Source organism: Paenibacillus plantarum (assembly GCF_013141695.1).
In the GTDB taxonomy this organism is placed as follows: domain Bacteria; phylum Bacillota; class Bacilli; order Paenibacillales; family NBRC-103111; genus Paenibacillus_E; species Paenibacillus_E plantarum.
Genome location: NZ_WHNY01000089.1, coordinates 1 through 13,411, shown reverse-complemented (window position 1 = coordinate 13,411; position 13,411 = coordinate 1). Strand labels below are relative to the sequence as shown.

At 46.6% G+C, this 13,411-nt stretch carries 9 protein-coding genes; 3 read left to right on the top strand and 6 right to left on the bottom strand.

Going from position 1 to position 13,411, the window contains the following annotated elements:
- The first annotated feature begins 2 nt into the window (after window positions 1-2).
- From GC096_RS35120 to GC096_RS35110, 3 genes are read left to right on the top strand one after another with little or no spacing between them, the layout of a single operon-like run.
- Window positions 3-1,811 (top strand): cache domain-containing sensor histidine kinase, encoded by a 1,809-nt coding sequence (locus GC096_RS35120; RefSeq protein WP_171637322.1) that lies wholly within the window; start codon window positions 3-5, stop codon window positions 1,809-1,811.
- A gap of 54 nt (window positions 1,812-1,865) precedes the next feature.
- Entirely contained in the window at window positions 1,866-2,264 is a 399-nt protein-coding gene (locus tag GC096_RS35115) for a CidA/LrgA family protein (RefSeq protein WP_171637320.1), read from the top strand.
- Window positions 2,261-2,953 (top strand): LrgB family protein, encoded by a 693-nt coding sequence (locus tag GC096_RS35110; protein WP_171637319.1) that lies wholly within the window; start codon window positions 2,261-2,263, stop codon window positions 2,951-2,953. Before GC096_RS35115 ends, GC096_RS35110 begins: the two co-directional genes overlap by 4 nt.
- 312 nt (window positions 2,954-3,265) lie before the next feature.
- Here the strand turns inward: GC096_RS35110 and GC096_RS35105 are convergent, their stop codons facing one another.
- The 6 genes from GC096_RS35105 to GC096_RS35080 form a co-directional block, all read right to left on the bottom strand.
- A complete protein-coding gene (locus tag GC096_RS35105; protein ID WP_171637317.1) occupies window positions 3,266-5,728 on the bottom strand; it encodes a hypothetical protein in 2,463 nt (820 codons plus the stop codon).
- 54 nt (window positions 5,729-5,782) lie between these two features.
- On the bottom strand, window positions 5,783-6,667 hold the full coding sequence (locus tag GC096_RS35100; RefSeq protein ID WP_171637315.1) for a carbohydrate ABC transporter permease: 885 nt from the start codon (window positions 6,665-6,667) through the stop codon (window positions 5,783-5,785).
- A gap of 20 nt (window positions 6,668-6,687) precedes the next feature.
- Window positions 6,688-7,587, bottom strand: a complete 900-nt coding sequence (locus GC096_RS35095) for an ABC transporter permease (protein ID WP_171637313.1) — start codon at window positions 7,585-7,587, stop codon at window positions 6,688-6,690.
- Between the two features lie 124 nt (window positions 7,588-7,711).
- Window positions 7,712-9,379 carry a response regulator gene (locus GC096_RS35090; protein WP_171637311.1) on the bottom strand — a complete coding sequence of 556 codons (1,668 nt, stop codon included), beginning with the start codon at window positions 9,377-9,379 and terminating at the stop codon, window positions 7,712-7,714.
- 34 nt (window positions 9,380-9,413) lie between these two features.
- Window positions 9,414-11,186: a sensor histidine kinase gene (locus GC096_RS35085; protein WP_171637309.1), complete on the bottom strand. Its 1,773-nt coding sequence runs from the start codon at window positions 11,184-11,186 to the stop codon at window positions 9,414-9,416.
- Window positions 11,187-11,360: 174 nt separating this feature from the next.
- Entirely contained in the window at window positions 11,361-13,073 is a 1,713-nt protein-coding gene (locus GC096_RS35080) for a type 2 periplasmic-binding domain-containing protein (RefSeq protein WP_171637307.1), read from the bottom strand.
- Between the last annotated feature and the right edge of the window lie 338 nt (window positions 13,074-13,411).

Here is a 13,411-nt window from a genome sequence, read left to right as displayed (position 1 = left end):
GTTTGAATGCATGGCAGCGGCTTTCGCAGCAATACCGGATGAAGCATGTGAACCATCAAATATTCGTACTTATGATCCTAATTATCACCGTTCCCTTATTGATTATCTCGGTCATTATCTATTTCTTTTCTATCCAAGCCGTCAAAAATGAGTACCAGAGCTCCTCGAACCTGATTCTCACGAATCTGTCCTTCAACATCGACCAATATTTACAGAGTATCGAGAAAGGAACGCTTAACGCGCAAATGGATGGGCAACTGCAGAATGCCTTGGAGCACTGGGTTGCGGATGGCGATGAGAACAGTAATGATCAACGTATCCAATATGGGAACACCATTGAACACTTTGTCAGTTCCATCGAAATGACGATTAAAAATGTGGACAGCGTGCAAATTTACGCAGGTTCTCGTGTCTTTTACTCGGCTAATTTCAATCGCTCGGATTACGATGTCGAGGATTTCACCCATGAGGATTGGTACTTGCAGACACAGCAAAGTAAAGGTGGCATCGTCCTGTTCGGAACGCACCTCCCCTTCCATCGTGTGAATGCCAAGGATCCCGTTATTTCGATAGCAAGAGTCATTAATAAGGTAGGAAGTAAGCAGCCACTCGGGGTTATGCTCATCGATATTCGATTGGATTCTTTGCGCGAAATATTGAAATTGTCCGAGACGAGTAAACGCAACTTCACCATTATAGATAGTCAGGGTGCAAGTATTTATAATTCCGAAAGGTCGACTGCGAATGCCAATGTGCCGATCACGTTAGAGAGTCAGAAGCTTCAGACCGTTTTGCATGCTGAAAATGGGAGCTTTTACGCGTATTTTGCCGGGGCCAATTCGTACATTAACTTCGTGACCTCGCCTTATTCGGGCTGGAAGGTCATTCAATCCATCGATGAGAAAGAAATGACGAAGCAAGCCGAGATTTTGATCAAAATCATATTAGCACTAGCCTTCCTATCCCTAGGAACTGCGGTATTATTCATGTTCATTTTATCCGCGCGCGTGACGAAACCTATTATTCTCCTGAGCCGTAAGGTGAAAATGGTTGGCTTAGGCAATTTCGATGTCGATCTTAACTCGAATCGGCAGGATGAGTTCGGCGTGTTGTATCAAGGTATCCGCAAAATGCTAGAAGACTTGCAGAACTATATTGAACGTTCCTCCATGGCCAAAGCACAGCAAAAAGTCGCACAATATGGCGCTTTGAAAAGTCAGATCAATCCGCATTTTCTGGCCAATGTGCTGGAAACGATTCAGATGAAGGCGATCATCAGCGGACAACGAGATGTCGGTGAAATGGTCGGTATCCTAGGCCGCTTGTTCCGTATTCATATCCAAACGGGGAAAGAAACGGTTACCTTGCAAGAAGAATTGATCCACATTCGCCTGTACGTAAAAATTCAACAGCTGCGCTTCGGGGATAAAATTCAGTATCGCGAGGAACTCTCGGTGAATAGTGAGACTCTGCAGGTTTTGCATTTTTCATTGCAGCCGCTAATCGAGAATGCCTTTGTGCATGGACTGGAACGGAGCAGTCAAGCAGGATTATTGGAAGTATCTTCCGAGATATCAGGGGATGACTTATTGATCCAGATCAAGGATAATGGAGTTGGTATGGATCAAATCCAGCTTGGCCAGCTGCGAAATCGGCTTGCGCAACCTTCAGATACACTCGATGAAACACATATTGGCATCAAAAATGTACATGATCGTATCGTCTTCTACTTCGGAGATCCGTATGGGATTGACATAGAAAGTCAACCGGGTGAAGGGACGATCGTGCGGATACGCATGCCTGCGCGGTAGAGTATTCCCCAACCACTTCAGAAAACAGACGAAGACGACAGACAGGAGGTCCTTATGCTAGGACTCGCGATTTTACTTGCTTTTAACCTCATTGGCATTTGGCTTCAAACGAGCTTTCACATCCCGCTTCCCGGCAACGTGATTGGGCTTATTCTTTTTACCATCGCGCTATTTGCCAAACTCATTAAGTTAGAATGGGTGGAAACGACGGCGAATTGGTTCACAGGCCATATGATGCTATTTTTTCTGCCCTTTGTTGTGGGAACCATGGCATTCTTCCCTCTGATTGGGGCAAATTGGTTATCGATCGGGGTTGGCGTTATGGGGAGTTCTGTGTTCGTGCTTGTTATCACAGGCTTTGTGACTTCGAAACTACAGCGTCGCGAAGATAAAGAGCATCGGATGCCTACTGGTGCAAATGGGCAAAAGACAGTTGAAGGTGGGATGAAATGAACACCTCCGATTGGTTAATGAACCCGATGTTTGGTATCGCGCTTAGTGTTGTAACCTACACGGCTGCGCAGCATATTCACAAGCGTTGGCGGTGGCTGCATCCGCTTTTTGTCTGCTCAGGTTTCATCATCTTGGTGCTGCTGAGCTTCCACATCCCTTATGCCGCCTACAAAGTAGGCGGTGATGTACTCACGCTGCTCTTAGGTCCAGCTACTGTGGCTCTCGGCGTTCCGTTGTACAAGAACGCCGGCTTGATCAAAAAGTACATCGCCGGCATTCTGACAGCCGTGGCTTTAGGGTCATTGACCGCCATTGCCAGCGCCGCCGCTCTTGTTGGCTTGCTCGGCGGAAGCCGCGAGATTCTGCTCAGCATGCTGCCGAAATCCGTCAGCTCGCCGATTGCCTTGGAAATCTCGCGCCATCTGGGCGGCTTGCCGGAACTAACCGCCGTACTGACGGTGCTCACGGGCTTGTTCGGGAGCATGATCGGCAAAAGGCTGTTGACTTGGCTTGGTTTCCATGATGCCATATCCATCGGCATCGCGGTGGGTACCGCTGCGCATGGCATCGGAACAGCACGACTGCTGAAGGATTCGGAGCTTGAAGGCAGCATGAGCGGCTTTGCCATGGGCGCTGCGGGGATTATAACATCGGTATTGTTTGTGCCGATTTATTGGTGGTTTCGTTAGAAAAAGCCCCTAACTCGAAGTAATTGCTTCAGGTTGGGGGCTTTATTGGTTCCGGAAGTAGCTGGTTGTGCTGTAGCAAATTACCTGTAAAAACTACAGCTAATCTGCTACATTTGCGCCAAATTTGAACAATAGATGGAGAACCTGCAGCTAATTTTAAGCAATTTCGCGATTCCGAGTGAATATGGAGTAATTTGCTGTACAATTTCCAGTTAATCCATCTCGAGCACTGAATCGGACAAATTTAGATGGCTATTTTACATTTAATTGGAAATAGAGACCTAACCATGGCTCGTCTTCCCCTTTTTACACTTACCAAAGTAGATCTATTCGACCTGTTATTCCCTCTAGATAAATGCGATCCCCTTGGCAAGCATCCGTAAGATCGAGAAACTCTTTCTCGTTTACTCTGACTACTACGATCCCAGCAGCAATAGCTTCAACCGGTGGAAACAACGTGAGATTGGCATCTTTCAAATGCCATACGGTCAGATTGCGCCTAGGCTGACGATTCAGCATCGGGAAAACCGAATTTTCTCGGCAAAGCACACTTGATTGCTGCTTTTGCGAAACCACGATACGGCATTCCTCATGGAAAGTACGGTCTAATGCGTACACTCCAGTGTCGCTTCCTAGCAGAACCGATTGTCCTGGAAATAACGGAACACCTTCTGGAAGGCCGATTTGCAATTGAACTGTCGTATTCTGCTTACAACCCGTGAACCAGAACGCGTTCTCATGACGCGAGATGAAAGTTAACGCCGATTGCGATTCGGTTGTTTGCTTCTTCTGTACCAAATGATAACCATATGGCTGCAGCATATAACGCAATAATACCGAAGAATCATACCATTCTGCCTCTTGCCGAATCGGCAGATGCGTGACTCCAGCAGGCTGGAATGGTAAAGATCCGTGCAACCAACCGATTCTTCCGCCCTTCCAATCCGCGTCGCATCGTGTTACAGCAAAGGCGCGTTCCTCTCCATTTTGCACAGCTACGGCATGTACAGTTGTACTCGAATCTGCGTTATCCTGGAGCGTTAAGCTCAACCCGCCATCTCCAATATCAGCACGGTGTCTAAGCTTATGCGAAGATACCTGCTCTCCATTCTCATCCTGCGCAAGTGAAATGCTCAGATCAAAATCACCTTCTAAAGGCTGCACCCTCTGCAATTGAAGTATTTCCAATAATAATGGCTCCAACACGTCCCCATAAAGCAAAACCTGAGCACCATCGGTTACAAGTGCTTCAATCTCCTCGATCAAATTCCTCGTTAATCCCGCTGTAGAACTCAATAACACGGTGCCTTTTAACTTGTCCTTGGCCTTGGCAGTCATTGACCGAAAGGTATCGGTCCCCAACACGGTGTTCAGTGGCATTCCTTCATTGATCGCATTGCGAATAAACCAATCGTGAAAGAACACGCGGCCCGTCGTATTCCGATCTGCTTGCAGCATTTCATGAAGCTCACGAAATGGATATAGCCAGGTGACTACACCGACCTGATCAGGTGCATCTTTGAGCGCTTTACGAATGTGGGGAATAATTTCAGATGCGCTTTCCGCTTGCAGTTCCCCGTATTCGGTATCAATCGTTAGAATTTGCACGACGCCAGGCGGCTCTACACCTCCCTCTGCATTCACCCTTGCCGCTGCTAGCGGGCAATAAATATCGTGTGGCTCCCGATCATAGTAGTCGAACCATGGATTTTGCCAGAACCATGGATCATTCGCATAAAAACGGTACATATAGGTATCCTTCGGAAGCTCCGCAATCCGTGACAAGTAACCTGTGATTTCGAGTCCAAAATCGTAATTCAACGCTCCCCACGGGGAGTTCGGAGGTGGATACGTCAGATAACCCTTGTCGTACAGGTTTTGCATCGGCACGTAATCTTTGGCCAAATCCATTCCAGTCCCGTAGTTCGTTCCTCTTATTTCTGTTCGAATATCTGGACATTCCAGCTTGAAAGCATCCCAAAATGAAAGTATCTTGGTTGTAACTTCCTCGTAATCTGCAATCGCTAATTGTGTCCCATTATAGTTAGCTCCTAGATAGGTCCAAGGAAAATATGAAAGCGCAAACCCATTCGAAAACCAAATATAATCAAAGCCGAGTGAAGGCAAATAACTAGCACACTGTTTTCCTAGAAATTCACCGAAGGGTAAATCCTCCGGAATGCCATTGGGATACGCCGCATAACTCACGGAATCCCCCTTCAACTTCGACCAACTGCACACGACGGTATAGTGTGTTCTGAGCGAAACGTACTTACCGCCGATCTCAGCCCGATTAATTTCCGGGTGATCCTTATATTTAAAATCGGAATAAGCAAATTCCGGCCCCGCATCGAAAGTAGCACCAACCTCCAGCCTGACACCAAACTTCTCCGCAGCGATCCGTTTGAATGACTCAATTACTCGTTTGAGATCACCATAAGTGAAGGCAACAGGCTCACTGGTGTAGGGACGAGCAATATGAGGGTCCTTGTTATCCGTGACATGACCGAACATTTCCTCATTCGCAAACCCAATGTATCTCGCCCATTCAAAACGAACATCCATCTCCCCCTTCCAAGTCAGGATTTCACTGCCATCTGATACCCATAGCAGCATGGATGCCACCTCGGCCATTTCCAACAGCGGCTGCCATTGGCGCAGCGCCTCTGTACAAACCTCGTCAATCGCGGAAGGATCCAGGCTTTTGAACGGTTTGAGACTCATTTCCAAGGAGGCTCGTTGAAGTGTTTTTTTCGTAACATGATCTATCGCCATCTCTGTCATCTCCTCACAATCGAATTACTCAATTACCAACTTTCTATATATTGGCTATTCCTTCACACTGCCAAGAATAATTCCTTTTGTGAAATACCTTTGTAGAAACGGGTAAATGATGAGAATCGGCAGCGCTCCAAGAAAGATTTGTGCAGCACGTGCTGTACGATCCGATATGAGTGCCAGCACCTCAAGATCCGTGTTGCTTTTGATCAGCGTATCCAGACCTACAACCACCGTATATAAATAGCTTTGGAGTGGATAATGGGAAGGCGTGTTCATGAATAGAATGCCGTCAAACCACGAATTCCAATGGGAAACCGTCGCGAACAGCGTAAGTGTGGCCAATGATGGCGTTGACAAAGGCAAGTAAATGTTCCACAGGATACGCCACTGGCCTGCGCCATCCATGAGAGCTGCTTCTTCTAATTCTTTCGGCAATGCCCGGAAAAAGTTCAGCAAAATAACGACATTATACACTGGCACAGCATGCGTTAAAATTAAGGCCCAAATCGTGTCTAACAACCCGAGTGACCGCATTGTCATATATAGTGGGATAATCCCCCCGCTGAACAACATGGTGAATACGAATATCCAAACGTAAACCGTTCTGCCTTTGAAGCTTCCTGCTTCCTTGGACAGCGGATAGGCGACTAGAATGGTTAGCACCATATTCACAATGACGCCTAACACGACTCTTTTGATCGAAATGATGAAAGAGGCCATAAACTCTGGTTTATCAATGATGAATTGATACGATTTCCAAGTGAATTCGACGGGCCAGAAGGTGACTGAGCCTGTGGCAACTGCATTGTTGGAGCTGAGCGACATCGCCAGCAAATGTATTAATGGCAAGATACAAAGGACAGATAAGCTAATAAGAAACACATAGTTCGCAATTGTGAACCCTCGATATGCCCAAGAAGTTGTCTTGATCATGTTGAATATCCTCCTTCCCCTTAGAAAATGCGGTAATTGGCGAACCGATACGCCATCGTATACGAAAGTGCGATAAGGATAAGTGAAACAAGTGACTTAAAGAGTCCGACTGCAGTCGCCACGCCATATTGCGCATCGATCATCCCAATCCGATACACGAAGGTGTCGATGATATCTCCACTTTCATACACAATAGGGCTGTACAAATTGAATACTTGCTCAAACCCTGCGTTCAGTACATTCCCGATACTGAGTGTCGCCAGCAGGACAATGATGGGTGTCATGCCAGGAAGTGTAATGTGCAGCGTTTGCTTCCACCGATTTGCACCATCCATCGTCGCCGCCTCATACAGCGCTGGGTTAATGCCCAGAATCGCCGCCAAATACACAATTGTACTGAAACCGAATTCCTTCCACTCATTCGTCAGTACCAATGTGAACGGAAACCAATGATTGTCTCCCAAGAAGAAAATCGACTGCATCCCCAAGGCACGAAGCCCCGCATTGACGATCCCTTCTTTTGGCGAGAGGACATCTAATAAGATCCCACTTAGAATGACCCAAGAAAGGAAATGCGGCAGATACACCAGCGTCTGTACAATACGTTTCACCGCATTCTTTCGAATCTCATTCAACAAGATGGCAATAACAATCGGCACGATCAAACCTACAATAATTTTCATAAGAGCAATATAGATCGTATTCCACAGCACGCGATAGAAATCTGGCAACTCCATCACATATCGAAAGTTATCCAGCCCGATCCATTTGGAATGAAAAAGCCCCTGTGTTGGTATGTACTTCTGGAACGCAATGACAATGCCGGCCATCGGATAATACTGAAAAATAAGGATGGCAATTAATCCGGGAATGAGCATCAAATGCAGGGGCATTTGTGCTTTCCATTTCATTCTGTTCATTTCTTCTCCCCCTTACCGGATGAAAAAAAAGAAGCTGGATTATCGCCAACCTCTTCCATGTCTTTATTATAAAATTAACGAACATGCCACCGATACGGGACATTATTGCGGCTCTTGCCTTATATTAACCAGTTAAACGAGAGTCGCGATACACCTGTGGCGTTAGACCCGTTATCTTCTTAAATAGTCTTGTAAAATAAGGCGCAGACTCCAATCCGACCATCGTGGCGATCTCATGGATTTTGTGCTCCGTCGTCATTAATAGGGTCTTCGCCCGCTGAATGCGCACATCCGTAATATAATCAAGCAAGCCTTGCCCTGTTGTTTGTTTATACATGCGAGAGAGGTATGGCGGGCTCAAATACACCAGTTCCGCTAAGCGCGTTAACGAGAGCTCCTCCTGTAGAAAAGCATTCACATAATGATGGATCTGACCGATCATATCCGTCGTTCTCTCAGCCTTCTTCAGCCCGTTATAGTCCGCCAGCGACAACGCGATGCCTGCCAGAAATTGAACGGCTCCTACCGTGCTGTTGTGCTGAAAAGGATTCAGAAGCTCCTCGATCCGGAACGCTTCGCCGAGCTGTGAGATCAAATGACGCTTATTGATATAGGTTAAGAGAAAAGCGGCAAGATGCGAGAACGCCTCATAGGCCAGCGCCTCACCCGAATCGTTGTGCGATAATAACTTGATCGCTTTAACGACCTCACCAAACAGGTGCTCACAGCCTTCTTTTTCTCCGTTATCCAAATAAGTCTCCAACAGATCCATCTTGTGCAAATGAATACGCAAATCCTGCTCTTCATAGAATTGCTTGCTAGAGCGTAATTCTTCCTTGTCTTCCCTGCGCTGCTCGGTCAGCAGCATCTCATGGCCTTTCCCGATGCCATAGGCCAACTGCAGCTTCATGCCCTCAATCCGCTGCATCATCGCTTCCCATGTGCAGAAGCTAGAGGCCAACATGAAGGAAACCGGCACCTTCAGATGCCGCCGACAGGCCGCCTGAACAAGCTCAACGCTGCCGGAAAGCGTACGAATCGCTTGTTCTTCTTGCCCTTCATCGGTTGGCTCGGTTGGTTGAACGAGCCAAATAAACCGATTGCGATCATACGGAAGCGCTATCATGTTTAGCGAGCTCTTCAAATATTCTTCCGCTATGTTATGAACGGAATAGAATAAGAGCGATTGATCCGAGGGGGCAGCGAAGGACCCCCATTCATCTAATCGCCCGATGACGAGGAGCACAGGACTCCTCGCGTGCAGCCCGATGGCCAGCTCCTCGAACCGCCTCGCCCTGATGACGAGCGATTCTGACTCGCCTTGCACGAGCTGCCGCAAGTAATCACGGCGAATCGTTGGCAATGCGGCGTGCAGCTGCTCTCGCGAGCGCTTCAGAATCTCTTCGCGGTTGATCTCGAGCGCGATATCCTGCGTCGCCTTCTGCACGGCTTGAATGATGGCCTCATCACCCTCTGTTTTGAGGACGAAGTCGATGCCCCCATTGCGAATCGCAGTCTGCGCGTACGCAAAATCATCAAAGCCCGTCAAGAAAATGATGCGGCAGCGCGGCCATCTTTTACGCGTATAATCGGCAAGCTCCATCCCGCTCATCCCCGGCATCCGAATGTCCGTGAGCAGAATGTCCACTTTCCCCGCTTCCATCTTCTCTATTGCTTCCTTACCGGAGTGAGCTTTCACCATCTCGAAATCCATGTCCTCCAGCTCAAGCAAAGTTTCTGTCAAATAGTGAACGGCCAGCGGCTCATCATCCACGATCATCATTGTCAGCATGACATCACGTCCTCTTTTTGCAAATTGAATTCCCCTATACGACGAATGGAATGACGACCGAAACGACCAGACCGCCTTCCTCTCGTCTGAGAATCCGCACACCGGCCTTCTCACCAAACCTTAATTGTAAGCGTCGATGCACATTCAACATCCCTGTTACTTCTTCGGTTGCTTGCCCCTCTTGCGTCTTAGCCTGGAAATCTCGCAGTTCCTCGTCGGTCATCCCTTTGCCATTGTCCTCAACTTCGATGACAACAAGCATCTCACCGTCATCCTCTTCATGGCATGTGGTCGAAATCTGAAGATGACGATCTTCATGATCCTGATCAAACCCATGATGATACGCATTCTCCACGATTGGCTGTAAGATAAGCCGTGGAACAACAAGTTGCTTGCATACCTCCGGCAAAGGCTCCATTTCAAATGAAATCCGGTTCATATACCGGATTGTTTGAATTTCAGCAAAAGCACGAATATGGCTCAACTCCCGCTCCAACGGGACTTCTTCACTGCCATTTCGGGTCATGTACTGGAAATAATCGCCGAGATATCTGGTGAATCGGGTCGAGTTCTCGAAATCATGCGCCTTCGTCATACGATACAATAGGTAGAAGCTGTTATATAAAAAGTGCGGATTGATCTGCGACTGCAGTTGCTTCAGTTCGGACTGTTGTGTCCGGATTTTTTGCTCGTAAATTTCGAAAATTAGTTTCTTCAAATGCGCGACCATATTATTGAATTGGGCATACAAATAATGAAATTCATCGCTGCTTTTATATGTTAGCTCGACTTGCAGATCACCGGATTCCACTTTACGGAAGGCTCGAACAAGCCTGCTGAGCGGGCGATGAATGATGCGATACACATAGATAGAGAACAAGATAATGACAATAAGCGCGCATAAGGAGATAAGATATAAATAAACCTGATAATGATCCAGTGGCCCCATAACAGCCTTCTCTGGGACGAAAGCAACTAACGTTAGATCCAAAGCCGGTGAATAGGTGGAAACCGTAAGCAGTCGCTGATTCCCGATTTTGATAAGCTCGTTGACTGTTTGAACGACTTGTACAGACTTGTCCTGCAATGCGGACATTTGCCCTCGAACGGTCTGACTAATCAGGGCGTAAGCTTCTTTATTTTGCGTATGGACGATATCCCAATCTCCTTTAACGATCGCTGCGCCGCCCTGGTCATAATTAGAAATCTGTGCTAAATACGATTGCATAGCTGGCATGGAAAGCTCCAGTTCCAGAACAAACATCGGATCGCGCCCTTCCACCAACTGGTTGCTGGGATAATATTCACGTAAATAAAGATGATCGCCATCGCGATAAAACAATCCTTTATGCGAGAACGAATCTCGTTTCAATTGATCCAGTCGCTCTCTTGGCAAGCTGTCGGCTAACTCCGTAGATGAAATAATTTTATTAATAGGCGGAATGTACACACTTGCCCGCTGGATATACATACTCGATTCCTTTAATAGGACGAGACGTTGCTGAAATCTTTTCAAAATAACAAGCTTCTGATATTCCGTTAAACTTTCAGCCGTCACACTCAGCGCTTCCAAATCTTCATCATTCATGTATTGCCGTTGAATACGTCCCATTCTGTCGATTTCATTTTCGAGTGATGAGCGATAGAACTGAATTTGCGACTCAAGTGATTTGGAAATTTCCTTGCGGACAAGCCCCGCACCCCATTCATTAATCTGTGTCCCAATCACATACATAGGTGAAAGGACAATGAGAAAAGTTACTATTAATTTGCCAAGTATTGAGAACCGTCGCTGTCTCCCTGCCATCCGCATAACTCCCCACTCAAACGCCCTTTTTCTCACTATACCTAAGATTGAGCCCCTTGGATATATGAGAGCCACCATAAGATAATAAAAAGCAAGTAAGATAAAATTGTCCCATCCTAAGGCAAAATACCCCGCTAGTAGATTCCTCTACTAGCAGGGCAGCTCATCATCAACTTATTTGTTCTTCGCGTACCAATCGTTCACTTCTTGCTCGATTTTATCTCCGCCAAGCTTTTGGAACTCTTCAGCGAACTTGTCGAACTCATCGATGGAAGCATCACCCATGATGATTTTGGTGTACGTTTCAGCGATTTTCTTCTTAAGCGTCGGCAGTTTCTCGGACATCGCCGGCGTTGCTGGAGCTAGGAACAGATTATATTGTCCGAGCTTCGCTTTGTTATATTGATCGATAACACTAAAGCTTCCACCTTCGCCCATCACGATATTGCTAAACCACATGGAATCATCACCAGCTTTAAACTTCGTCATACGTTCAAAATGAATACTCGCTGGGAATCCAAGTTTACTGCCATCTCCCGTCTTAAGCGCTTCTGTCACGAGATGGAAAGCTTCTAAATTTGTATTCATGGAATCCATCGTAACTGGCGCATATTTCGCTGCCATAATCCCCGTTTTCGAATCCGTAATGAATGGGTTCGGATCCGGTGCATACGATTTTTCGTAAAAACGATTGATATAAATATTCGCTAACTTAATAGCCGCTTCCGGATGCTTCGATCCTTTTTTCACTACATAAAATGTACCAGCTGTATCGTAAAGCTGCGGTACAGCAGGCTGACTATCCGCAGAAACAATTGGGAACACTTTCCATTGCGCTTTCGGATCCTTCGTGTGATTCTCCTTCTGGATATACCCGCCATCTGACACTAATCCGTAGGCAAGCCCGACACGTCCTGCTGCTACATCTTCTTGGATTTTAGCTGGCGGTTTCACGCCGAATTCCTTATCAAGCACGCCATCCTTATAGAGCTCTTGGAGCTTCTTTAAAGGCGCTTTTAGTTCTTTTTGAACAAAACCATAGACCAATTTACCTGATGGATTCTTAATGAAAATATCGGTATACCCATGATAGCCGTTAAAGAAGCCACGCAATGAACCGTGTCCGTAATCCCAGAAATCTTTATTTACCGCAAGCCCGATCGTGTCTGCTTTCCCGTTACCGTCTGGGTCTTGTTTGGCAAATGCCGTTGCAATTTTGATCACATCATCCATCGTTTTGGGTTCAGGCAAATTCAGCTTTTGTAACCAATCTGTTCGCACGTAGATCATTTCTGCTGTGCTAATACCGCCGTTACTGAACGTGTGTGGAATGCCAAGCAATTTGCCGTCAATCGTAGCCGCTTTAAGTCCAATGCCACCATCTTGATTCTGCATACTTTTCAGAAGAGGAGAGCTGTATTGTTCCCATACTTTCGTTAAATCCTCTAATTGACCTGCATCAGCCAAACGCTTCAATTCCTCTTTATTCACCTCAAGGAAATCTGGAATATCGCCCGATGCAATGGATACATTCAGCTTCTGACGGTACTGCGTTGAATCAACAGTCCACGTATTTTTCACTTTAATCCCGTAGTCTTGCTCAAAAATTTTGCTCCAAATATTGCTGTCAATCGAATCGCCAGCTGCATATTTGTAAGTTGCGTCAACTGATCGCACCGTCGTCACTTCAATTGGCGGATCATATTTCGCCAACGGGTCTACTTTCGCTGCTGCCGTTTGTGCTGCCGCCGGAGTAGCTGATGCTGCTGCTGTTGCGGACTTGGACGCCTCTGGTTGATCTGTCGAATTGCTGCATGCACTTGCGACCACTGATAATAACAACATGGAGCCTATTGAAACCGCCCCGTATTTTCTCCCTTGCTTCATGGCCATTTCCCCCTCGTTCGCCTATTAATTCAACTGGATACGTTTTCATTATAGAATCACTCGAGCTTAGCTCGAAACGGGACATTCTTGCGAACCTTGCTTTTTATTACGCTCTTTGTATCTCTTTAGGATAAATGATGGCCCAGGGGGATGGCAAGGTGAGGTGAGGTGAGGTGAGGTGAGGTGAGGTGAGGTGAGGTGAGGTGGGGTGATGCCAAGACAAGACAAGACAAGGATAACTCCATCCATGATGTCTACTTTACTTACAATTTTGCATTAACTGGAAAACATACAGCTATTTCAGATGAAATTCATCGAAAACTTCATTTAACTGTAAA